Source organism: Kitasatospora sp. NPDC094028 (assembly GCF_049543595.1).
Lineage (GTDB): Bacteria > Actinomycetota > Actinomycetes > Streptomycetales > Streptomycetaceae > Kitasatospora.
Map to the genome: position 1 here is coordinate 214532 of NZ_JBMVFA010000009.1, position 23947 is coordinate 238478.

At 73.6% G+C, this 23947-nt stretch carries 13 protein-coding genes; 8 read left to right on the forward strand and 5 right to left on the reverse strand.

Going from position 1 to position 23947, the window contains the following annotated elements; genetic code table 11:
• Positions 1–40 precede the first annotated feature (40 nt).
• The 5 genes from ACPC54_RS17005 to ACPC54_RS17025 all read left to right on the forward strand — a co-directional run bounded on the left by ACPC54_RS17005 (position 41) and on the right by ACPC54_RS17025 (position 6819).
• The gene (locus tag ACPC54_RS17005; protein WP_498965577.1) at positions 41–703 is read left to right on the forward strand and encodes a DUF3000 domain-containing protein; all 663 of its coding nucleotides are present in this window, start codon (positions 41–43) and stop codon (positions 701–703) included.
• 322 nt (positions 704–1025) lie between these two features.
• Complete coding sequence (locus ACPC54_RS17010) at positions 1026–1748, forward strand: LuxR C-terminal-related transcriptional regulator (RefSeq protein WP_498965579.1); 723 nt, start codon at positions 1026–1028, stop codon at positions 1746–1748.
• Between the two features lie 206 nt (positions 1749–1954).
• Positions 1955–3208 carry a ribonuclease D gene (locus tag ACPC54_RS17015; protein WP_498965581.1) on the forward strand — a complete coding sequence of 418 codons (1254 nt, stop codon included), beginning with the start codon at positions 1955–1957 and terminating at the stop codon, positions 3206–3208.
• Positions 3209–3451: 243 nt separating this feature from the next.
• Positions 3452–4669 carry a thiolase family protein gene (locus tag ACPC54_RS17020; RefSeq protein ID WP_498965582.1) on the forward strand — a complete coding sequence of 406 codons (1218 nt, stop codon included), beginning with the start codon at positions 3452–3454 and terminating at the stop codon, positions 4667–4669.
• Between the two features lie 2 nt (positions 4670–4671).
• Entirely contained in the window at positions 4672–6819 is a 2148-nt protein-coding gene (locus ACPC54_RS17025) for a 3-hydroxyacyl-CoA dehydrogenase NAD-binding domain-containing protein (protein ID WP_498965584.1), read from the forward strand.
• An 81-nt stretch (positions 6820–6900) separates the two neighbouring features.
• On the opposite strand, the gene ACPC54_RS17030 is transcribed toward ACPC54_RS17025, so the two are convergent.
• The 3 genes from ACPC54_RS17030 to ACPC54_RS17040 all read right to left on the reverse strand — a co-directional run bounded on the left by ACPC54_RS17030 (position 6901) and on the right by ACPC54_RS17040 (position 12019).
• Entirely contained in the window at positions 6901–8427 is a 1527-nt protein-coding gene (locus ACPC54_RS17030; RefSeq protein ID WP_498965585.1) for an ArnT family glycosyltransferase, read from the reverse strand.
• 214 nt (positions 8428–8641) lie between these two features.
• Positions 8642–10546, reverse strand: a complete 1905-nt coding sequence (gene dxs, locus ACPC54_RS17035) for a 1-deoxy-D-xylulose-5-phosphate synthase (RefSeq protein WP_498965587.1) — start codon at positions 10544–10546, stop codon at positions 8642–8644.
• Positions 10547–10840: 294 nt separating this feature from the next.
• Positions 10841–12019 carry an ROK family transcriptional regulator gene (locus tag ACPC54_RS17040; RefSeq protein WP_498965588.1) on the reverse strand — a complete coding sequence of 393 codons (1179 nt, stop codon included), beginning with the start codon at positions 12017–12019 and terminating at the stop codon, positions 10841–10843.
• A gap of 293 nt (positions 12020–12312) precedes the next feature.
• On the opposite strand from ACPC54_RS17040, the gene ACPC54_RS17045 reads away from it, so the two are divergent.
• Together ACPC54_RS17045 and pepN are read left to right on the forward strand one after the other, a co-directional pair.
• Positions 12313–14115, forward strand: a complete 1803-nt coding sequence (locus ACPC54_RS17045; protein ID WP_498965589.1) for an outer membrane protein assembly factor BamB family protein — start codon at positions 12313–12315, stop codon at positions 14113–14115.
• 193 nt (positions 14116–14308) lie between these two features.
• On the forward strand, positions 14309–16903 hold the full coding sequence (gene pepN / locus ACPC54_RS17050) for an aminopeptidase N (RefSeq protein ID WP_498965590.1): 2595 nt from the start codon (positions 14309–14311) through the stop codon (positions 16901–16903).
• Positions 16904–17048: 145 nt separating this feature from the next.
• Here the strand turns inward: pepN and ACPC54_RS17055 are convergent, their stop codons facing one another.
• Both ACPC54_RS17055 and malQ read right to left on the reverse strand, forming a co-directional pair.
• Positions 17049–17285, reverse strand: a complete 237-nt coding sequence (locus ACPC54_RS17055; RefSeq protein WP_498965591.1) for a hypothetical protein — start codon at positions 17283–17285, stop codon at positions 17049–17051.
• A gap of 103 nt (positions 17286–17388) precedes the next feature.
• On the reverse strand, positions 17389–19491 hold the full coding sequence (gene malQ / locus ACPC54_RS17060; RefSeq protein WP_498965625.1) for a 4-alpha-glucanotransferase: 2103 nt from the start codon (positions 19489–19491) through the stop codon (positions 17389–17391).
• 410 nt (positions 19492–19901) lie between these two features.
• Here malQ and ACPC54_RS17065 point away from each other — a divergent pair, with 410 nt between their 5' ends.
• On the forward strand, positions 19902–23846 hold the full coding sequence (locus tag ACPC54_RS17065) for a beta-N-acetylglucosaminidase domain-containing protein (RefSeq protein ID WP_498965592.1): 3945 nt from the start codon (positions 19902–19904) through the stop codon (positions 23844–23846).
• Positions 23847–23947 lie beyond the last annotated feature (101 nt).

Genomic DNA, 23947 nt, shown 5'->3' on the forward strand with positions numbered 1-23947 from the left:
TTGCGGCGTCGACCGGGGTTTTCCACCTAGTCTTCGGGTCATGGCAGCGGTCGGAGGGCACCCCGCGCAGGGTGGCGCAGCAGGTGGCGGAACGGGTCCGGAGGGGGCGCCCAGCGAGTTCCGGGCCGCCGTGCGGGCACTGGACGGGGCGCGGCTGCGGCCCGAGGTGCAGCTCTCCCCCGCGCCGGCGCCGCGCCGACTGGCCCCGCACGCGTTCGCGGTGACCGCCTCGGTGGAGGTGGACGGCGAGGAGCTGGCGGACGGCCGGCTGGTGCTGCTGTACGACCCGGCCGGGCAGGAGTCCTGGAACGGGGAGTTCCGGGTGGTGACGATGACCCGGGCCGAGCTGGAGCCGGAGATGGCCGGCGACCCGATGCTGTCCGAGGTCGGCTGGGCCTGGCTGATGGACGCGCTGCAGGCGCACGCCGCCGGGTACGCGGAGCCGTCCGGCACGGTCTCGCTCTGCGCCTCGCAGTACTTCGGCGGGCTGGCGGAGCGCCCGGCGTCGACGGAGATCGAGATCCGGGCGTCCTGGACGCCGGCCGACGGCCGGTTCGAGCGGCACCTGGCGGCCTGGGCGGACCTGCTCTGCATCAGTGCCGGCCTGCCGCCGGCGGCGCCGGCCCCGCAGGCGGCGCCCGAGGTCACGTCACTCGGCGGAGTGGTCCCGATGCCCGCTCGGCGACGCCCGCGTTCGCACTGACGGGTGGCGCCCCTCCCCGGGAGGTGTTCGGGGCCCGGACACCACTCCCAGGGCTGACGGAGTGTGGCTCGGGGTCTGGTCTGCGTCAATTCACTGGCGGGTAGTGACCGTTCCCTGACGGTTTTGATCGATTTTGTGCGATTTCCGGGCATGTCGTATCACTCATATGCGCGATTTGTCCGTATTGTTACTCACTAGATCGTGATCTTTCGCTAAAGCCGGGGACGCATGCTGCCGAAGCAGACTGTGACCCTTTCCGAACGCGGAACACTCCGAACCGCCCCCATCGGGGTTCCGTCCGCCACTCCCCGCAGGAGGCCTGGTGTCGGTCCTTCTTGAGCACCCCGCAAACGTGGTCGCGTACCGTCCGACCAAGCCCACCGCCATGGTGGTCATCGCCGATCCCCGCGTCCGAAACACCGTCACCCGCCACCTGTGGGCCCTCGGCGTCCGGGACGTGATCGAGGTGTCCTCGATCGCCGAGGCCCGCCCCCGGGTCTCCACTCCCCGTGACATCTGCGTCGCCGACGTCCACCTGCCGGACGGCTCCGGGCTGACCATCCTCGCCGAGACCCGCGCCGCGGGCTGGCCGAACGGCCTGGCGCTGTCCGCAGCCGACGACATCGGCGCGGTCCGCAGCGCGCTGGCCGGCGGCGTCAAGGGCTACGTGGTCACCGGCACCCGCACCAACGTCGCGATGCCGGGCCGCCCGGGCCTGCCGCTCGGTGCCGGGCTGGCCGGACGGATGCGCCGCCCCGGGATGCCGGGCATGCCGGGTGCCGCCGGCGCTCCGGGCGCTCCGGGCGCGCCGGGCACCCCCGGTGCCCCGGGCCCGCAGCAGCCCGCCTACCGCGAACTGTCCGGCCGCGAGGTCGAGGTGCTGCGGCTGGTCGCCGAGGGCCAGTCGAACAAGGCGATCGGCGTGGCGATGGGCCTGTCGGCACTGACCGTCAAGAGCCACCTCGCCCGGATCGCCCGCAAGCTCGGCACCGGTGACCGCGCCGGGATGGTCGCGGTGGCCCTGCGCACCGGCATCATCCACTGACCCCGACCGGCCCGGCCCCGCTGCGGCGGCTGAGGAGGAACGTTTCCCCCTCGGCCGCCGCGGGCGTTCGCGCACCCACGGCCCGCCGCCCCCGCTCGCCGGCCGGCCGCCCCCGGACACCGCCCGGGCCGAGCGGCATAGTCCCGAACGCGGTCTGACCAGTCCGACAACACTCCCAGTCGCGGTGACCGTCGTACCCTTGGTGGGTGACCGACGCCGTAGCAGCCATCCCAGAAGAAGCAGCCCCGGTCCCACTCCTCGAACCGAAGGAGGGGATCCCACCCGTCGTGGTGGACGAGCAGGCGCTGGCCGACACCGTCGCCGCGTTCGCGGCGGGCACCGGGCCGGTCGCCGTCGACGCCGAGCGGGCCTCCGGCTACCGCTACGGACAGCGCGCGTACCTGATCCAGCTCCGCCGCGCGGGCGCCGGCAGCGCCCTGATCGACCCGATCGCCTGCCCCGACCTCAGTGCCCTCGGCGCGGCCCTCGCCGACGCCGAGTGGGTGGTGCACGCCGCCACCCAGGACCTCCCCTGCCTGGCCGAGGTCGGCATGCGGCCGCAGCGCCTCTTCGACACCGAGCTGGCCGGCCGGATCGCCGGCTTCGCCCGGGTCGGCCTCGGGCCGATGACCGAGAACGTGCTCGGCCTGAGCCTGGCCAAGGAGCACTCGGCGGTCGACTGGTCCACCCGCCCCCTGCCCGAGCCGTGGCTGCGCTACGCCGCTCTGGACGTCGAGGTGCTGGTCGAGCTGCGTGACGCACTCGAACAGGAGCTGGACGCCCAGGGCAAGCTCGACTGGGCGCTGGAGGAGTTCGCGGCGATCGCCGCCGCCCCGCCGCGCCCGGCCCCGCGCACCGACCCGTGGCGGCGCACCTCGCAGCTGCACAAGATCCGCCGACGCCGCCAGCTGGCCGTGGTGCGGGAGCTGTGGCTGGCCCGGGACCGGATGGCGCAGGAGCGCGACGTCTCCCCGGGCCGGGTGCTGTCGGACGCCGCGATCGTCAACGCCGCGCTGGCCATGCCGCTGAACGCCGCCGCCCTGCAGGCCGTCCAGGGCTTCGGGCCGCGGGTGCACCGCCGTCAGCTGGACCAGTGGCTGGCCGCCGTGCAGCGCGGCCGGGAGGTCCCGGAGAACCAGCTGCCGGCCTCCGCCGCGCCGCACGACGGGCCACCGCCGCCGCGCGCCTGGGCCGAGAAGGACCCGGTGGCCGCCGCCCGGCTCTCCGGCGCGCGCAGCGCCGTCACCGAGCTGGCCGAGCGTCACCACCTGCCGGCCGAGAACCTGATCACCCCGGACCACGTCCGCCGGGTGTCCTGGGAGCCGCCGGCCGACGCGGGTGCCGAGGGCATCGCCGCGGCGCTGCGCCGGCTCGGCGCCCGGCAGTGGCAGGTCGACCTGGTGGCGCCGGCGCTGGCGACCGCCTTCGCGGCGGCCGCGGCCACCGCCACCCAGGGCTGACCTCGGGCGCGACCGCGGGACGCGACAGCGGGGACGTCACCCGGACGGGTGGCGTCCCCTTTCCCGTCCCCAGGCACAGGGCCGCTGGTCGGACGTGTCGCGGGACACACGGGCCGAACACTCCGAGGGGCCTGGGCAGGTTGGTTACCGACCGGTAGCATGGCGGTGAAGCGGCGCCGCTCGGATCTTCGCCGGCGGCAGCCTGCCCACCTCGAAATGTTGGTCCCTGGGAGGAGAGCCCCCGTGCCTCGTACCGCGAGGGACGTCGTCTTCGTCGATGGCGTCCGCACCCCGTTCGGCAAGGCCGGCCCGAAGGGCATCTACCACGAGACGCGCGCCGACGACCTGGTCGTCAAGTGCATCCGGGAGCTCGTGCGCCGTAACCCGAACCTGCCCGTCGAGCGCATCGACGAGGTCGCCATCGCGGCCACCACGCAGATCGGCGACCAGGGTCTGACCATCGGCCGCACCGCCGCCCTGCTGTCCGGCCTGCCGAAGTCCGTCCCCGGCTACGCCATCGACCGCATGTGCGCCGGCGCGCTGACCGCCGTGACCACCACCGCCGGCGGCATCGCCTTCGGCGCGTACGACGTGGTCGTGGCCGGCGGTGTCGAGCACATGGGCCGCCACCCGATGGGCGAGGGCGTCGACCCGAACCCGCGCTTCGTCTCCGAGAAGCTCGTCGACGAGTCCGCCCTGTTCATGGGCATGACCGCGGAGAACCTGCACGACCGGTTCCCGCACATCACCAAGGAGCGCTGCGACGCCTACGCGGTGCGCTCGCAGGAGAAGGCCGCCAAGGCGTACGCCAACGGCGACATCCAGCCCGACCTGGTGCCGATCTCGATCCGCAACACCAACCCCGAGGTCGGCGAGACCGGCTGGGGCCTGGCCACCACGGACGAGCCGATGCGCCCGGGCACCACGATGGAGTCGCTGGCCGGCCTGAAGACCCCGTTCCGCCCGCACGGCAACATCACCGCGGGCAACTCGGCCGGTCTGAACGACGGTGCCACCGCCTCGCTGCTGGCCGCCGAGGACGTCGCCGAGGAGCTCGGCCTCCCGGTCAAGATGCGCCTGGTCTCCTACGCCTTCGCGGGCGTCGAGCCCGAGGTCATGGGCATCGGCCCGGTGCCGGCCACCGAGAAGGCGCTGGCCAAGGCCGGTCTGACCATCGACGACATCCAGGCCTTCGAGGTCAACGAGGCCTTCGCCGTCCAGGTGCTGGCCTTCCTGGACCACTACGGCATCGCGGACGACGACGAGCGGGTCAACCCGTTCGGCGGCGCGATCGCCTTCGGCCACCCGCTGGCCTCCTCGGGCGTGCGCCTGATGAACCAGCTGGCCCGCCGCTTCGAGCAGCGCCCGGACGTCCGCTACGGCCTCACCACGATGTGCATCGGGTTCGGCATGGGCGCGACCGTCATCTGGGAGAACCCGCACTTCGAGGGTGGTAAGTGAGCATGAGCAACACCACTGAGCTGCTCCAGCACGGCGCCGAGCTGTTCCCGGGCGAGGTCGTCACGACCGCGCACGTGCGCCACCTGGACCTGCCGCTGCAGGCCGGCAAGCTGGCCCTGATCACCCTGGACAACGGCTTCGACCACACCAAGCCGACCACCTTCGGCCCGGGCTCGCTGCTCAAGCTGAACGAGGCGCTGGACCAGGTCGAGGCCGAGGCCGCCGAGGGCAAGATCGTCGGCGCCGCGATCACCGGCAAGCCGTTCATCTTCGCGGTCGGCGCCGACCTCAAGGGCGTAGAGCTGCTCAAGCAGCACGCCGACGCGCTGGCCATCGGCAAGGGCGGCCACGAGGTCTTCAAGCGGATCGGCGCGCTGCCCGTCCCGACCTTCGCCTTCTACAACGGCGCGGCCATGGGCGGCGGCGTCGAGGTCGGCCTGCACTGCGACTACCGCACGGTGTCGGCGGGCGTCCCGGCCTTCTCGCTGCCCGAGGTCTTCCTCGGCCTCGTCCCCGGCTGGGGCGGCTGCACCATCCTGCCGAACCTGATCGGTGCCGGTAAGGCCGTCAAGGTCGTCATCGAGAACTCGATGAACCAGAACAAGCAGCTCAAGGGCAAGGACGTGTTCGAGCTGGGGATCGCCGACGCGATCTTCGAGCCGGCCGACTTCCTGGAGCAGTCGCTGCTGTGGGCCGCCAAGGTCCTCAAGGGCGACGTCGTCGTCGAGCGCGAGGCGATCGACCGCGGCAAGGCCTGGGACGACGCGGTCCTCTGGGGCCGCATGGTCGCCGACGCCAAGGTGCACGGCGCCGCCCCGGCCGCCTACAAGGCGCTGGACATCATCGCCGCCGTCAAGGACGCCGACTTCGCCGACAAGGCCAGCCTGCAGGCCGGCTTCGACGCCGAGGACGCGGCCCTGGCCGACCTCATCATGAGCGGCGAGCTGCGCAGCGGCATCTACGCCTTCAACCTGGTGCAGCGTCGGGCCAAGCGCCCGGCCGGCGCGCCGGACAAGTCGCTGGCCCGCCCGGTCTCCAAGGTCGGCGTCGTCGGCGCCGGTCTGATGGCCTCGCAGCTGGCGCTGCTGTTCGCCCGCCGTCTGGAGGTGCCGGTGGTCCTCACCGACATCGACCAGGAGCGCGTCGACAAGGGCGTCGGCTACGTCCACGCCGAGATCGACAAGCTGCTCGGCAAGGGCCGCATCGGCCAGGACAAGGCCAACCGCCTCAAGGGCCTGGTCTCCGGCTCGCTGGACAAGGCCGCCGCCTTCGGCGACGCGGACTTCGTCATCGAGGCCGTGTTCGAGGAGATGGGCGTCAAGCAGACCGTCTTCGCGGACCTGGAGAACGTGGTCTCGCCGACCTGCGTGCTGGCGACCAACACCTCCTCGCTGTCGGTCACCGAGATGGCCTCGAAGCTGAAGCACCCCGAGCGGGTCGTCGGCTTCCACTTCTTCAACCCGGTCGCGATCCTGCCGCTGCTGGAGATCGTCCGCGGCGACAAGACCGACGACGCCTCGCTCGCCACCGCCTTCGCGGTGTCGAAGAAGCTGAAGAAGACCTCGGTCCTGTGCAAGGACGCCCCGGCGTTCGTGGTGAACCGGATCCTGACCCGCTTCATGGGCGAGATCCAGAACATCATCGACGAGGGCACCCCGATCGCCGACGTCGAGAAGGCCGTCGAGCCGCTCGGCCTGCCGATGTCCCCGATCATGCTGCTGGAGCTGGTCGGCCCGGCCATCGCCCTGCACGTGTCGGAGACCCTGGCCGGCGCCTTCCCGGAGCGGTTCACCGTCTCCGAGAACCTCGGCAAGGTGGTCAAGGCCGGCAAGCGCGGCTTCTACACCTGGGTGGACGGCCAGCAGGTCCTCGACCCCGAGGTGCTGGAGCTGCTGAGCTTCGGCGACTCGGTGCTCACCGAGCAGCAGGTCCGCGACCGCGCCCTGGAGGCCGTCGCGCAGGAGATCGGCCTGATGCTGGAGGAGGGTGTCGTCGCCGAGGCGCAGGACATCGACCTCTGCATGATCACCGGTGCCGGCTGGCCCTTCCACCTGGGCGGGATCACCCCGTACCTGGACCGTGAGGGCATCGCGGAGCGGGTGAACGGCAAGAAGTTCCTCGCCCCCGGCGTGGCCTCGGTGCCCGCGTAAGGCGTAGCCGTACGAAGGAGCCCCCGGCGACCTGAGCTGGTCGCCGGGGGCTCCTTCGTGTCCGGGTGGCCCGGGTGGCCGCTACTTCTTGAGGCGGTAGACCACGGTGTCGGCGAAGACGCCGACCATCTCGTAGTGGGTGTCCAGCAGGTTCTCGATCCGCGGCACCATCACCGGCTGGTACGGGGCGATGCCGGAGTCGTCCACGAAGACCTCGGGCAGGTTGTTGGCCAGCTCCTTGTCGAAGGTCTGCCAGGCGTTGTTGACGCTGAACTGCTCGCCCACGTTGGGGCTGCCGTCCTTCCCGCCGCTGTAGTTGGTCAGGAAGCCGGCCGTCAGGTAGCGGGTGGCGGGCTTGCGGTCGGCCAGCCAGTACAGCTCGGGGTGCATGCCCCAGACCAGCACGGTGTCCTTGGGGGTGGTCTGCGCGGCCACCGCCGTGGCGACCTCGGTGTTGCGGTTCAGCTGCTCCCCCGGCCAGGCCAGCGCCAGGCCCCAGAAGACCGTGGCGGCGGCCGTGGTGTACACCAGGACGGGCTTCCAGCGGACCGCCGAGGTGGCCACCGCCCCGGTGCCCAGCAGCACCAGGGCGGGCATCAGCTGCAGGTAGTAGTGGCCGAAGAAGTGGAAGCCCACGCTGACCGCGACGGCCGAGGAGAGCAGCCAGACCCACAGGTCGGTGGTCGAGCCGTGCTCCTCGCCGGCCACCGGCAGCGGGCGGTGGCGGCGCTTGAGCCAGAGCCGGCGCCCGACCGGCAGCAGGAAGCCGAGGCCCGCGGCGGCCAGGATCGCCGAGTTGCCGAGCGCGCGGCCGATCATCTGCAGCCAGGCGCCGCCGAAGGAGGCGTAGTCGCCGCTGCCGGTGACCACCCAGAAGAGGAAGCCCTTGGGCTTGGTCAATATGACCGCGACCAGCGCTATCGGCAGGACGAAGCCGAAGCCGATCTTGAACAGGGCGGGCGGCCAGCGCACCCCGCGGCGGCGGGTGTCCTGGAACAGCATCCAGAGCACCGGCAGCAGTACGGCGCCGCCGGTCTGCTTGGTGAGCGAGCAGAGCGCCACCGCGATGCCCGCGGCCAGCCAGCGCCGGCGCTCGGCGTAGCGGAACGCGGCCACCATGGCGGGCAGCATGAAGACCTCGAAGGTCGCCGCCTGGGTGTCCTCCGGGGAGAGCCCGATGGAGACCAGCAGGTAGAGCAGCCCGGCGCCGGCGCCGGCCCGGTTGCCCCAGCGCCCGCGGGCGATCGAGACCAGCAGGATCGCGGTGACCAGGTGGGCGACCACCGCGAGGGTGCGCAGCGGCCAGAGCGAGGCGGAGCCGAAGACGGCGAAGCAGGCCTGGTAGAGCCAGGGCAGCAGCGGCGGCTTGCGGTCGACCACGGTGTCGTAGAGCACCCCGCCGTCCGCCAGCATCCGGGCCTGGGTGGCCAGGAAGCCCTCGTCCGGGCTCCAGACGGGCCGGGCGAAGGAGGGGAGGTGGGTGGCCAGCGCGACCAGCGCGAGCACCGGCACCAGCCTGGTCCAGTACCCCTGTCGTAGGTGGGTACGGGCGCGCGCGGGCAGGCGCTCGGCCAGTCCGGCGAGGCGGGGGCGGGTGGGGGTGGGCACGGTTGACAACCTACCCGGCGAATTCGGTGCGGGTGGCGCCGGTCCCGCCTTTCGGTGCGATTGTCAGCTTGTCCCGTGACCAACTGTGACGAAGTCGGGACGAACGGCGCCGGCGCGGCGGCTCGGGCGGCCGTTTCGCCGGGGACGGCCGACCGGTGGCAACTCTCTGCCACCGGCCGGCGGACCGCAGGCGTCAGCGGTCCGGCGTCAGGTGTCAGGCGTCGACGCGGTCGGCGTCCAGGCTGGCGACCAGGGCGGTGACCTTCCGGGCGATGTCCGGGGCGTTCAGGCCCGTCTCGGCCATGATCTCGTCGCGGCTGGCGTGGTCCAGGAACTCCTGCGGGATGCCGAAGTCGCGCACCGGCAGGTCCACGTCCGCGTCCCGCAGCGCCTGCGCCACGGTGGCGCCGACGCCGCCCACCCGGCCGTTGTCCTCGATCGTGACGACCACCCGGTGCTCGGCCGCCAGGCCGGGCAGGGCCGGGTCCACCGGCTTGACCCAGCGCGGGTCGACCACGGTGGCGGTGATGCCCTGGGCGGCCAGCAGGTCGGCGACCTCCAGGCTCATCGGGGCCATCGCGCCGACCGAGACGACCAGCACGTCGGCGCGGTGCGCGCCGGAGGACTCCTCGGCGGCGCGCAGCACGTCCATGCCGCCGATCCGGCCGACCGCGGCGACGGCCGGGCCGACCGTGCCCTTGGAGTAGCGGACCACGGTCGGGGCGTCGTCGACCTCGACGGCCTCGCGCAGCTGGGCGCGGACCTGGTCGGCGTCGCGCGGGGCGGCGAGCCGCAGGCCGGGGACGACCTGGAGGATCGACATGTCCCACATGCCGTGGTGCGAGGCGCCGTCCGGCCCGGTGACGCCGGAGCGGTCGAGCACGAAGGTGACGCCCAGCTTGTGCAGGGCGACGTCCATCAGGACCTGGTCGAAGGCCCGGTTCAGGAAGGTCGCGTAGACCGCGAACACCGGGTGCAGGCCGCCGGTGGCCAGGCCCGCGGCGCTGGTGACGGCGTGCTGCTCGGCGATGCCGACGTCGAAGATGCGGTCCGGGAAGGCCTTGGCGAACGGGGCCAGGCCGACCGGGTGCAGCATGGCGGCGGTGATGCCGACCACGTCCGGGCGCTCGTGGCCGATCGCGACCATCTCCTCGGCGAACACCGAGGTCCAGTCCTTGCCCGCGCTCTTGATCGGCAGGCCGGTCTCCGGGTGGATCACGCCGACCGCGTGGAAGCGGTCCTCGTCGTTGCTCTCGGCGGCGTGGTAGCCGCGGCCCTTCTCGGTGAGGCAGTGCACGATCACCGGGCCGCCGAAGCCGCGCGCCTTGGTCAGCGCGGACTCCAGGGCGGTCAGGTCGTGACCGTCGATCGGGCCGATGTACTTGAGGCCGAGGTCCTCGAACATGCCCTGCGGGGCGATGAAGTCCTTGAGGCCCTTCTTGGCGCCGTGCAGGGTCTCGAACAGCTGCTGGCCGACCACCGGGGTGCGCTTGACGGCGTCCTTGCCCCAGGACAGGAAGCGCTCGTAGCCCTGGGTGGTGCGCAGGGTGGCGAGGTGGTTGGCCATGCCGCCGATGGTCGGGGAGTAGGAGCGCTCGTTGTCGTTGACGACGATGACGACCGGGCGGTCCTTGGCGTCGGCGATGTTGTTGATCGCCTCCCAGGCCATGCCGCCGGTGAGCGCGCCGTCGCCGATCACCGCGACGACCGGGTCGTGGCTGCCCCGGAGCTGGTTGGCCTTGGCCAGGCCGTCCGCGTAGGAGAGCACGGTGGAGGCGTGCGAGTTCTCGATCACGTCGTGCTCGGACTCGCTGCGCGACGGGTAGCCGGACAGACCGCCCTTCAGTCGCAGCCGGGAGAAGTCCTGGCGGCCGGTGAGCAGCTTGTGGACGTAGCTCTGGTGCCCGGTGTCGAAGAGGATGCGGTCGCGCGGGGAGTCGAAGACCCGGTGCAGCGCGATGGTGAGCTCGACGACGCCGAGGTTCGGGCCCAGGTGGCCGCCCGTCTTGGAAACCTCGGTCACCAGGAAGGTCCGGATCTCCTGGGCCAGGGCGGCCAGCTGTCCGGGCGTGAGCCGGTCGAGATCGCGCGGTCCCCGAATGCGGGTCAGCAGGGCCACCCGTTCCTCCTCGTTCAAGTCTTCGCGGACCGCGGGGGTCCGACGCTCGTCGCTGCCCGGTCCGGCGCCAGGCCGGCGGTCCCGGCCGGTGCCGACCGGTCGAGTCTAATGTCCGCCTGCCGGACACCGAGCGGCACGCCCGGTGCCACCGTTCGATTACCGCCATTACCGGAGGTCGGCCGGGGGGTGCCGGTCAATCCTCCTTGACGAACACGCGGGCGAGCGCCGACCCGGAGGTCGGTACGTCCGGAATGCGGGGTACGTGCTCGCCGCGCGCCCGTCGCGGGCCGGCCCTCAGGCGCGGCCGAGGGCGCCGGACTCGCCCATCTCGCTCATCACCATGGCCAGCGCGCCCAGCACCTCGGCCCGGCCGCCCAGGGTGCCGGGAACGACCGAGAGCTGGCGGGCGGCGCTGGGGATCGCGTACCGGGCCACCGAGTCGCGGATCGGGGCGAGCAGCAGCTCACCGGCCTCGGCCAGGTCCCCGCCGAGGATCACCCGGCGGGGGTTGAGCAGGTTGCACAGGGTGGCCACGCCGGTGCCGATCTGCCGGCCCGCGTCGGCGATCACCCGGCGGCAGCCGAGGTCGCCCTGGTGGGCCAGCTCGACCACCTTGAGCAGGGTGAGGTCCGCGCCGAGGGTCGGGGTGAGCAGCGAGAGCAGGTAGCGGGAGCCGACGAAGGTCTCCAGGCAGCCGCGGTTGCCGCAGCGGCAGACCTGCCCGGCCTCGTCCAGCGTGATGTGCCCGATCTCACCCGCGGTGCCGCCCGGGCCCCGGTAGATCTGGCCGTTGACCACCAGCCCGGCGCCGACGCCGCTGGCGACCTTGATGTACGCCAGGTCGCCCAGCCCCCGGCCGGCGCCCCAGACCAGTTCGCCGAGCGCGCCCAGGTTGGCGTCGTTGTCCACGTGCACCGGCATGCCGAGCCGCTCGGACAGCTCCCGGCCCGGGGCGATGCCCGTCCATCCGGGCAGGATCGCGGTGGAGCCGAGCGCGCCGGTCTCCACGTCGATCGGGCCGGGCACGCCGAGGCCGACGCCGATCACCTTCTCCGGGCGGAACCCGGCCTGCGCCAGCAGCCGCTCGACCATCGCCTCGGCCCGGTCGAAGCCCTGCGCGGCGGAGACGTCCACGTCGATCGGGGCGCTCTCCTCGGCCAGCACCCGGTGCGCCAGGTTGCCGACCGCGACCCGCAGGTGGGTGTGGCCGAAGTCGATGCCGACCACGATGCCCGCGTCCCCGCTCAGCGAGACGCTGCGGGCCCGGCGGCCGCCGGAGGAGGTGTCGGCGACCACGACGGTGCCGCTCTCCTTCAGCTCCCGCACGATGTTGGACACGGTGGCCGCGGAGAGGCCGGTGCTGCGGGCGATCTCGGCCTGGGTCAGCGAACCGGCCATCCGCACCGCGCGCAGCACACGCTCCAGGTTCGCCCGGTGCAGGGACGACTGTGAGCCCGGTGTGTCCGTGGACATGATCAACCCTCCCAGGCGGGGACCCCTCCGCCGGGCGTCCCCTTCGACTCCTGAAGGGTAGGCCCTCGGCGGGGCGCCCGGGGCGGCGGTGCGGGGACGCTGCGGCAAGGGAGTGACGGACCGGTGGGGGTGCTGTGGCCGTCCGCGGCGCGGACCGGGCCCGGGCCGGGATTCCGGATGCCCGGCGGTGGCCGAAAACCACTCACCACTAGCATGGTGCCCAATCTCACCCGTCCCACCGGAACCCGGACGGTACCGGCAGGGGGACGGATCCAGACATGACGGGGAATCAGATGGCAGGGGATCACCCTACGGCCGGATCCGGCGACACGCCCGGCAGCGGCCCTCAGGACCACCGCGGCGTCCACCTCGGACGCCAGCCCGGCGCCGTGGACCCGGCCGCCGTCGCGGACCAGATGACGCAGCTCGACGGCTCCGCCGTCCCCGGCCAGGCCGCGCCGCCCGCGCCCGCCGGGCCGCCGCCCGCGCAGCCCCCGGCCGCGCCCGCGCAGCCGCCGGTCGGCGGCGCCGAGTACGCGGCGTACGCGCCGACCGCGGCGGGCTTCCCCACCCAGGCCCCGCCGCCGCCCCCCGGGGCCGCGCCGCTCGGCCCGTACGACCCGGTGCCCGGCGGCTACCCGGCCCCGGACGCCGGCCAGACCTACGGCGGCTACAACTACCAGCAGCAGCCCGGGTACTACCCGGGTGCGCCGGTGCCCGAGGCGCCCAAGCAGCGCAACCCCGTGATGCTGTGGGGCGGGATCATCGGCGGTGTGCTGGTGATCGCGATCATCATCGGGCTGGTCGTCCTGCTGCAGCCGAAGCCCGCGCCGAAGCCGAGCGACAACACCTCGGGCGGCACCACGTCCAGCTCCGGCAGCACCACGGACGGCCCGGTCAACAACTCCCCCGGCCCGGACACCAAGAGCGGCGCCTCGTACAACGTCGCCTGGAGCGCCCCCAAGCCGGCCAACACGGACACCAGCTCGCAGATGCTCGCGATCTGGGGCACCGACAAGGTCGCCGTGCGCGTGGACGCCAGCGGCATCCGCGCGTACAACCTCTCGGACGGCAAGGAGGCGTGGACCATCCCGGTGCCGTCCGGCAGCAAGGAGATCTGCGCCGCCTCGTACGGGACGAACTCCAAGAACATCGGCGCCGTCTCGTTCAACACCGGTGACTACGACTGCTCCACCGTCGGCGTCGTCGACCTCACCACCGGCAAGCTGTCCTGGAGCGTGAAGGCCAGCGCGGACAAGATGTCCTCGCCGACCCTCAGCATCACCGACAAGGTCGTCGCGTTCGCGAGCAGTTCGGTCGGCGCGCTGAACGTGGACAACGGCGCCTCGACCTGGAACTACTCGCCGCACGGCAAGATCTGCACCGTCAACGGCCGCGCGGCCGGCGCCCAGATCGCCGTCAGCGAGCGCTGCTTCGACAACGGCGACCAGAAGGGCTCGCTGCAGATCCTCAACTCCGAGACCGGGGCGGCCACCAGCAGCCAGATCCCGCTGACCGGCTCGATCGAGCGGATCGACAAGGTCGTCTCGGACCAGCCGCTGGTGCTGTCGATGTCCAGCGGTGCGAACGGCGACTACATCCTGCCGTTCGACAAGGACAACAAGCCGGGCAACCAGATGCCCGCCAAGGAGCCCGGCTCGGACAGCCTGCGGCTCTCCGGCCAGAGCGACGCGTTCACCCAGAACGTGGTCAGCGGCACCACCCTGTACGTGCAGGTCAGCGGTTCCAAGGCGGCCATCAACGCGTACGACCTGACCACCGGCAAGCGGATCTGGTCCAGCACCCCGCCGAGCTCCGGCAGCTCCATCGGCGGCGACGTGCGCCTGGTCGCCGGCACCGACAAGCAGGGCAAGGTCCGGGCCATCGTCAGCCAGGGCTACAACAAGCCGGCCCGGCTGGTGACGCTGTCGCAGACCGACGGCTCGATGACCGACCTGGGCACCCTCGCGATGCCGAACGGCCTGGACATCGGGATGAGCCTGTCCGAGTACCTGATCGGCGACGAGAGCAACTCGGTGTACGCGTTCCGCCGCTCCTACAGCTCGGACGCGTGGATCACCAAGTGGAAGAAGTGACGGCGGAGCCGATGCGCTGAGCCGGATCGGTCCGCTTCGGTCGGGAACGATCCGGAGCGGACCGAAACGGCGTGCGGGCGGGGCGGGTTGCGGGCGAACGGCCCGGGCCCGCCCCGCCCGCCCGTTATTCGGGAGACCGGGACGCCTGGCATGCGAGGATGCGAAGCATCAGCCTGACGAAGGAGTGCAGCCAGTGCCCGGCACCAACCTGACCCGCGAGGAGGCCCGCACCCGGGCCGACCTCCTGCGGGTGGACGCGTACGACATCGAACTCGACCTGGGTTCGGCCCGCGAGGGCGGCACCTTCCGGTCCACCACCGTGGTCCGGTTCACCGCCACCACGCCCGGCGCGGACACCTTCATCGACCTCGTCGCACCCGCCGTCGAGGAGATCACCCTCAACGGCACGCCGCTCGACCCGGCGAGCTTCGCCGACAGCCGGATCCCGCTGCCGGGCCTGGCCGCCGACAACGAGCTGCGGGTCGTCGCGAACTGCGCCTACACCAACACCGGTGAGGGCCTGCACCGCTTCGTCGACCCCGTCGACGGCGAGACCTACCTGTACACCCAGTTCGAGGTGCCGGACGCCCGCCGGGTCTTCGCCAGCTTCGAGCAGCCCGACCTCAAGGCCTCCTTCGCCTTCACCGTGACCGCGCCCACCGGGTGGGTCGTCATCTCCAACTCGCCGACGCCCGAGCCCGCCCCGGCCGCCTCCGGCGACGGCTCCGTCCAGGTCTGGAGGTTCGAGCCCACCGGCCGGATCTCCGGCTACATCACCGCGCTCGTCGCCGGCCCGTACGTCGGCGTCTTCGACACCTACGAGAACGGCGACCAGCGGGTGCCGCTCGGCGTCTACTGCCGGCCCTCGCTGCGCGAATTCCTGGACGCCGACGCCGTGTTCGCGGTCACCAAGCAGGGCTTCGACTACTTCCAGGAGAAGTTCGACTACCCCTACCCGTTCGCGAAGTACGACCAGCTGTTCGTCCCGGAGTTCAACGCCGGCGCGATGGAGAACGCGGGCGCCGTCACCCTGCGCGACCAGTACGTGTTCCGCTCCAAGGTGACCGACGCCGCGTACGAGCTGCGCGCCGCGACGATCCTGCACGAGCTCGCCCACATGTGGTTCGGCGACCTCGTCACCATGGAGTGGTGGAACGACCTCTGGCTGAACGAGTCCTTCGCGACCTTCGCCGAGGCCGTCTGCCAGGCCGAGGCCCCCGGCTCCAAGTGGCCGCACTCCTGGACCACCTTCGCCAACCAGATGAAGACCTGGGCCTACCGGCAGGACCAGCTGCCGTCCACCCACCCGATCATGGCGGAGATCAACGACCTGGAGGACGTCCAGGTCAACTTCGACGGCATCACCTACGCCAAGGGCGCCTCCGTCCTCAAGCAGCTCGTCGCCTACGTCGGCCAGGACGCCTTCTTCCAGGGCGTGCAGGCCTACTTCAAGCGCCACGCCTGGGGCAACACCCGGCTCGGCGACCTGCTCGGCGCCCTGGAGGAGGCCAGCGGCCGCGACCTGCGGACCTGGTCCACCGCCTGGCTGGAGACCGCCGGCATCAACGTGCTGCGGCCGTCGATCGTGCTCAACACGGACGGCGAGATCGAGTCCTTCACCGTGCTGCAGGAGGCCCCGGCCCTGCCCGCCGGCGCCAAGGGCGAGGCCGTGCTGCGGCCGCACCGGATCGCGATCGGCCTCTACGAGCTGGTGGACGACTCGCTGGTGCGGGTCGAGCGGATCGAGCTGGACGTCGACGGGCCGCGCACCGAGGTGCCGCAGCTCGTCGGACGGCACCGGCCGGCCGTCGTGCTGCTCAACGACGACGACCTCTCGTACGCCAAGATCCGGCTCGACGAGGACTCGATGGCCGTCGTCACCGAACACCTCGGCGCCTTCACCGACTCGCTGCCGCGCGCGCTGTGCTGGGCCTCCGCCTGGGACATGACCCGCGACGGCGAACTCGCCGCCCGCGACTACCTGTCGCTCGCCCTGTCCGGCCTCCGCCGGGAGAGCGACATCGGCGTCGTCCAGTCCGTGCAGCGGCAGGTCAAGACCGCCCTCGACGCGTACGCCGACCCCGACTGGCGCGAGCAGGGCCTCGCCCGCTGGGCCGTCGCCGCCGAGGAGTACCTGCGCGCCGCCGAGCCCGGCAGCGACCACCAGCTCGCCTGGGCCCGCAGCCTCGCCGCCGTCGCCCGCACCGACGGGCAGCTCGCGCTGCTCGCCGGGCTGCTGGACGGCACCGTCGAGGTCAAGGGCCTCGCCGTCGACACCGAGCTGCGATGGGCCCTGCTCGCCCGGCTCGCCGCCACCGGCCGGGCCGACGAGGCCGAGATCGCGGCCGAGCTGGAGCGGGACAACACCGCGGCCGGCCAGCAGTACGCCGCCAGCTGCCGGGCCGCCCGGCCGACCGCGGAGGCCAAGGCGCAGGCCTGGGCGTCGGTGGTGGACTCGGACGAGCTGACCAACTACGTCCAGGAGGCCGTCATCGCCGGCTTCCAGCAGTCCGACCAGCGGGAGCTGCTGGCGCCGTACGCGGACCGGTACTTCGCCGTGGTGAAGGGCATCTGGGAGACCCGCAGCCACGAGATCTCGCAGCAGATCATCGGCGGGCTGTACCCGGCGCTGCAGCTGACCCAGGCGACCGTGGACGCGACGGACGCGTGGCTGGCGGCGGCCGAGCCGGCGCCGGCGCTGCGGCGCCAGGTCGTCGAGGCGCGGGCCGGCGTCGAGCGGGCGCTCAAGGCGCAGGCGGCGGACCGGGCGGCGGGCGCTCAGGGCTGAGGCCTGAGGGCCTGGCGCTTGATGCTTGATGCCTGACGCTTGATGCCTGACGCTTGATGCCTGAAGGGGCGCCGGACCGTGGTCCGGCGCCCCTTCGAGGTCGTGCGGGTCCTGGGTGGACTCGGCTGCTGTGTGCGGCAGCCGCCTACTTCTTCTTGCCCTTGGCGGACTTGCCGTACGGCATGGCCGCGAGTGCCGCGATGACGGCGAAGGCCGCGAGCGGGATCAGCACGTACAGGCCGATGGTCTGGCCGACGCTCAGGCCGTCGCCCGGTTGGTCGCCGTCATCCCGGGTGAGGGCCATGGCGGGCGACGACAGCAGCATCATCAGCGTGACCGTTGCGGAGACCGCGCCGGCTCGCAAAGCGTTCCTCTTGTCCACGTTTCCAACTTACCCGCCGCTTATGGGACGGCGCGCGTCGGGGTGGGCCTGCCGGGGCCGGGCCTGGGGCTGGGGCTGGAGGCTGGGGGCTGGGGGCGGGGGCCTACCGGTGCTCGGCGGGCCTGGGGGTGTGCAGGCCCGCCAGGAGACGGGACAGCAGCCGGGGGGCCGGGGTGGCGGCGAGGCGGTCCAGCGTCACCGGGCCGCCGGTGCCGTCCGCCACCGGGAGGCGCCAGTTCGGGTACTGGTCCCAGGTGCCCGGCAGGTTCTGCGGACGCGGGTCCCCGACCAGGTCCGGCAGCCAGACCCCGACCAGCTCCGCCGGCGTCGCCCGCAGGAAGCGGTACAGCGCCGGCATCGTCAGCGGCTCGCCCTCCGCCAGCAGGCCCAGGCGGGTCAGCTCGGCGTGCCACTCCGCCAGCTCCGCGGCCGCCTCCGCCTGCTCCTCCCCCAGCGGCCGGGCCAGCAGCCCCAGCCGGTGGCGCAGCTCCACGTGCTCGCCGGACAACCGGGCGGCGGTGCTCGGCAGGTCGTGGGTGGTGAGGGTGGCCAGGCAGCCCGTGCGCCAGTCGCCCGGGGGGAGGATCCGGCCGTCCGCCCGCCAGTCCCGCTCGAACCAGAGCACCGAGGTGCCGAGGATGCCGCGCGCCCTCAGCTCCTCGCGCACGCCGGGCTCCACCGTGCCCAGGTCCTCGCCGATCACGGCCGTGCCGGCGCGGTGCGCCTCCAGGGCGAGGACGCCGAGCATCGCCTCCGCGTCGTAGCGGACGTAGGCGCCCTCGGTCGGCGCGTGCCCCTGCGGGACCCACCAGAGCCGGAACAGGCCCATCACGTGGTCGATCCGGACCGCCCCCGCGTGGCGGGCCGCCGCGCGCAGCAGCTCCGCGTACGGGGCGTAGCCGGCGGCGGCCAGCGCGTCCGGGCGCCAGGGCGGCAGGCCCCAGTCCTGGCCGTGGGCGTTGAAGGCGTCCGGCGGGGCGCCGACCGAGATGCCGCCCGCCAGGACGTCCTGCAGCGCCCAGGCGTCCGCGCCGTCCGGGTGCGCGCCCACGGCGAGGTCGTGGATCAGGCCGACCGACATGCCGGCCTCGCGGGCCGTCTGCTGGGCGTGGGCCAGCTGCTGGTCGACCTGCCAGGCCAGCCAGCGGTGGAACTCCACCTGGTCGGCGAGCTCCTTGGCGGCCTGCTCGACCTGCGGCCCGCGCGGATGGCGCAGGCCCTTCGGCCAGTGGTGCCAGTCGGCACCGTGCGCCTCGGCCAGCGCGTTCCACAGGGCGTGGCGGCGCAGCCACTCGCCCTCGCGGCGCTGGTACGCCTCGTACGCGGCCTGGCGGCCGGGGGCGCGCGGGACGTCGTGCAGCAGTTCCAGGGCCTCGCGCTTCAGCGCCCAGACGGCGTCGCGGTCGATCAGGCCGTCGTGGGCGAGGACCTCCTCGCGCAGCTTCGCCGCCTTCTGGGTCAACTCCTCGGCCTGCGCCCGCTGCTGCTTCGTCAGGTAGCCGAACTCGGGGACGGCCTCGATCCGCAGGTGCACCGGGTCCGCGAAACGGCGGGAGGACGGGCGGTACGGGGACGGGTCGGTGGGGGCGGCGGGGGCGGCCGGCAGCGCCTGGTGCAGCGGGTTGATCTGCACGAAGCCGGCGCCGAGGTCGGCGCCCGCCCACTGGGCCAGCTCGGCGAGGTCACCGAGATCGCCCATGCCCCACGAGCGTTCGGACAGCACGGAGTACAACTGGGCGAGGAAACCCCAGCTGCGACCGGGGAGTTGGGGCAGCCGCTCGGGTGCGACGATCAGCGCCGCCGCCGCTGTCCGCTCCCCGCACGCGGCGTTGAGGGTGTGCCGCCCGAGCGGCAGGTCGCCCGGCACCCAGTGCGCGTGCCCCCGCGGAAGCTCCCACCGGCCGCCGTCCTCCAGCTCGACGTGCAGCCGCGCGTCCGCCGGCACGTCCAGCGCCGTCCGCCGCCCCTGCCGCACCACCACGCACGGCGGCAGCAACCTGCTTCGCTGCTCGGCCCGGTGACGCTCCAGCGCCTCCCGCGCCTCCTCCGGCGTCCCGGCCGCCACCCCCAGCGCCCCGAGCACCGCCACCAGCGTCCGCGCCCCCACGCTCCGCCCGTCCACCCCCGGATACCGGGTGTCCACCCCGTACGCCCGCGCCAACGCCACCAGTTCGGGCGGAGGCGGCGGCGAATCCTGCGCCGGCACCGCCAGCCCCTCGGCTCGGTCTGCTCCGTCACGGTCCAGGTAAGCGGCCACTCGCGGCTCCTGCGCTCTCTCGGCAACGCCCGATTCAGGACCCCCCAGTCCTACCCGCGTAACCAGCCCACCACGCTGCGCGACACGGGGAGGGGTCGGCCGGGCTCGGGGGGGAGGGCGGCACGGTGGTCTTCGGGGCGAGGCGGTCGGTGACTCGGCGGACGGGCGCGCCACGCAGGTTGACGGCGGGCCGACAATCGGAGACCTTCCCTCCGGGCGGTGGGCGGTCGGGGCTCCGACCTGGGTGAACGGGGAGTCAATTCCGGCAAAGCGCGCATAGCCGTCGACGGCGTTGACACCGGGTCGGGTAGCTGGTGGGGTTGCGGACGATGTGGTTGAGGCCTGTCGAGGAGGCTCCTGTGCAAGCCCGAGTGTCCGTCGCGGCAGGGCGACGACTGCGGCAGCTGGAGCAGAGTGCCGCCCTGTGGGAGGTGCTGCACCATCCCGCCGCGCTGGCGGCCCGGCGGGCGACCGCGCGGACCTGCCGTCAGCTCGCGCCGAAGACCGCGGACCGGCTGATCGCCGACCTCAAGGGGACGGAGCCGCTGCTCGCCTCCGTGCGGGCCGAGCGGGCCGCGCGGGCGGGTGGGCGGCCGACGCCGCGGGCGGTGCGGATCGCCGCGGGTGTCGCGGCGGCCGCCGTCGTGGGCGGGCTGCTGGCCGGGCCGGTGCCAGGCGCCACCGCTTACGCGGCCGCCCCCTCGCCGGACGCCGTGAGCACCGCCCCGCAGACCCCGCTGGGCAGCATGACCGACCCCCAGGTCTTCCCCCGGCCGCAGGAGCGGACCGTGGCCGGCAAGGCCGTCACCGTGCCCGCCGCCGTCACCCTGGTGATCGCCGACAAGGCCGACCGCGGCGCCGTGGACGCCGTGCGCGAGGTGCTGACCGTCGCCGGGGCCACCGACGTCGCCCCGCAGCCGGACGGCGGCACCCCGGCCGCCGGCTCCCTGGTGGTCTACGTCGGCGGGCCCGCCGAGGGCGCCGAGGGCGAGACCGACCGGACGCTGCGCGCGCTCGCCACCGCGGCCGGGGCCACCGACGGCTCCGCGCCGACCACCATCGGGATGCCGGCCGGCGGCTACGTGCTGTCCGCCGGCCAGCTGCCCGCCCAGGGCGGCGGGACGTACGGCGCCGTCGTGCTCTCCGGCGTCGACGCCGCCGGCACCTTCTACGCCGCGCAGAGCCTGCGCCAGCTGCTCGCCGCCGTCCCCGCCGGACAGGGCCAGGGCCCCGGCGCGGCCGGGCTCGGCCTGCCCGGCATCACCCTGCGGGACTGGCCGACCGGCGCCGCCGTGCGCGGCACCGCCGAGGCCTTCTACGGCACCCCGTGGACCGCCCAGCAGCGGCTCGACCAGGTCGACTTCCTCGGCCGCAGCAAGCAGAACTTCTACCTCTACGCCCCCGGCGACGACCCGTACCGGCTCTCCCGCTGGCGCGACCCCTACCCCGCCGCGCAGAACGACGAGCTGCGCGCGCTCGCCTCCCGGGCCCGGCGCAACCACGTCACCCTCGGCTACTCGATCGACCCCGGGCAGTCCTTCTGCTTCACCTCCGGCGAGGACGTGGACGCGCTGGTCGCCAAGCTGGACGGGCTGCGCAAGCTCGGCTTCACCGCCTTCCAGCTGCAGTTCCTCGACGTCAGCTACGACGAGTGGCACTGCGGCGACGACCGCGACGAGTACGGCACCGGGCCCGCCGCGGCCGCCAAGGCGCAGGCGCAGCTGGTCAAGAAGGTGCAGGACCGGCTGATCGCCAAGAACCCGGACCTGGCGCCGCTGTCCGTCGTGCCCACCGAGTACCACCAGCAGGGCGCCACGCCGTACCGCAAGGCGCTCGCCGACGCGCTGCCGGCCGGCGTGCAGGTGGCCTGGAGCGGCGTCGGGGTGATCCCGGAGAAGATCACCGGCGCGCAGGCCTCCGACACCGGCGCGCTGTACGGGCACCCGCTCGTCACCATGGACAACTACCCGGTCAACGACGCCAGTCCGGACCGGCTCTTCCTCGGCGCCTACACCGGCCGCGAACCCGAGCTGGCCACCCGCTCGGCCGTGCTGCTCACCGGCGCGATGCGCCAGCCGGTCGCCTCCCGGATAGCGCTCGCCACCGCCGGCGACTTCGCCTGGAACCCGACCGGCTACCGGCCCGCCGAGTCCTGGCAGGCCGCGGTGCGCTCGCTCGCCGGGCCGACCGCGGACGGCGCCACCCCGGCCGGCTCGGCGCTGGACGCCGTCTCCGCGCTGGCCGGCAACAGCTCCTCCTCCCCGCTGGCCAAGCAGGAGTCCGGCTACCTGACGCCGCTGATGGACCAGTTCTGGGCCGCCGCCGAGCCCACCTCCGGCGCCTCCCCCGACCTCGGCAAGCTGATGGCCGCCGCGACGCCGCTGCGCACCGCCTTCGTCTCGATGGCCACCGCCCAGCAGACCCTGGCCGGCACCCAGGCCACCACCCAGCTGGCCGCCGAGGCCGGGCCGTGGCTCGTCCCGCTGCGCGACTACGGGCTCGCCGGGCAGGCCGCGCTGGACATGGTGGTCGCCCAGCACGGCGGCGACGGCGCGGCCGCCTGGAAGGCCCGGGTCCAGCTCAACCAGCTGCGCGAGAAGCTCTCCGCCAGCCCGGCCACCATCGGCGCGGGCGTGCTCGGCCCGTTCCTGGACCGGGCCGTGCGGGCCGCCGACAACTGGTCCGGCGTGGTGAGCGGCGGGGTCACCCCGACCTCCACCATGGGCACCGCGCAGGACCACCTGCCCGCGCTGATGACCGACGGCCGGGCCGACACCTTCTACTGGAGCGCCGCTCCCCCGCAGCCCGGCGACGCGGTCGGCGTCGACCTCGGCGCCGGCCGGCCGGTCAGCGCCGTCACCGTGCTGATGGGCGGCTGGGGCGACGGGCCGGACGCGCAGAACGCCGTCGACGACTACATCCGCGACGGCGTGCTGGAGTACAGCACCGGCGAGGGCGGCTGGAAGCAGCTCGCCGTCGTGAAGAACCAGAAGTCGGTCGCCGCCCAGCTGCCGTCCGGCACCGTCGTCCGGGCGGTGCGGCTGCGCGCCACCGCCGCGCAGAAGACCGCCGTGGCGGTGCGCGAGTTCACCGTCACCGGGCCCGACGAGTCCCCCGCCAGCGTCACCGGCGGGCCCGCCGCGCTGCCCGGCTCCTCGGCCGCCGCCGTCCTCGACGGCAACCCGGACACCGCCTACCGCGCCGCCAAGGCGCCCACCGCGCAGGACGAGCCGCTCACCGTCGAGCTCGGCTCCGCCCGTCCGCTGGACCGGCTCACCGTGCTGACCGACCCGAACGTGCACGCCACCGCCACCGTCGCCGTGCGCCACCCGGACGGCACCTGGACGGACATCGGCGCCGTGCAGCCCGGCTACAACGAGCTGCCGGCCGGCGGGCAGCTCGCCGACGCCTTCCGGATGACCTGGAAGCCCGGCGGCGACCCGCCGGTCGTCAACCAGGTGATCCCCTGGTACGCGGACGCCCCGGCGGCCCGGCTCACCCTCGCCGACCCCGCCCTCGACGTGGTCACCGGCACCGCCGCGCCCGCCCAGACCCGGGCCACCGTCGAGGCCGGCCGCCCCGAGGGCACCACCGGCACGCTGACCGCCGAGGTGCCGGCCGCCGCCAAGGGCCTCACCGTGGCCCCGGCCGGCGGGGTCACCGTGCCGCGCGGCGGCCGGGTCGGCGTGCCGCTGCTGGTCAGCGCCGCCCCGGGCACGCCGTCCGGCACCTACCAGGTGCCGGTCACGTACACCGCCGGCACGACCGTCCTGCGGCAGGTGCTGCAGGTGCACGTGGTGCCGCCGACCGGTGGCGCGGACCTCGCGGTCGGCGCCACGGCCACCTCCTCGGGCGACGAGACGCCGAACTTCCCGGCCTCGGCCGTCGCGGACGGCGACCCGAAGAGCCGCTGGTCCTCCCCGGCCAAGGACGACGCCTGGGTGCAGCTGGAGCTGCCGCAGGCGACCCGGCTCGGCTCGGCGGTGCTGCACTGGCAGGCCGCGTACGCCGCCTCGTACAAGATCCAGGTCTCCACGGACGGCAGCACCTGGACGGACGCGGCGACGGTGGACAACGGCAAGGGCGGGGACGAGACGGTGCGCTTCGACGCGCCTGGCGTCCGGTTCGTCCGGATGCAGGGCGTGGCGCGGGCCACCAAGTACGGGTACTCGCTGTGGGGCGTCGAGCTGTACGCCGTCACGGTGCCGGGCCAGACGGCGGTCGCCCCGCCGGCGCAACCCGCTCAGCCGGGCACGGTGGCGGTGCCCGGTGCCGGGGTGGTACCTCCGGCGACGAAGCCCTGACCCGCACACGCGGCGGGCCGCCGGCTCCCCGGTGCGGGGGGCTCGGCGGCCCATGAGGCGCGTACCGACGATGTGACGGGCGGGCCCTTGTGGTGCGGGGG

Excerpts from the sequence above, each read along its gene's own strand:
- ACPC54_RS17005 (WP_498965577.1), top strand. The coding sequence starts at position 41 with ATGGCAGCGGTCGGAGGGCACCCCGCGCAGGGTGGCGCAGCAGGTGGC.
- ACPC54_RS17025 (WP_498965584.1), top strand. The coding sequence starts at position 4,672 with ATGAGCAACACCACTGAGCTGCTCCAGCACGGCGCCGAGCTGTTCCCG.
- ACPC54_RS17040 (WP_498965588.1), bottom strand. The coding sequence starts at position 12,019 with ATGTCCACGGACACACCGGGCTCACAGTCGTCCCTGCACCGGGCGAAC.
- ACPC54_RS17045 (WP_498965589.1), top strand. The coding sequence starts at position 12,313 with ATGGCAGGGGATCACCCTACGGCCGGATCCGGCGACACGCCCGGCAGC.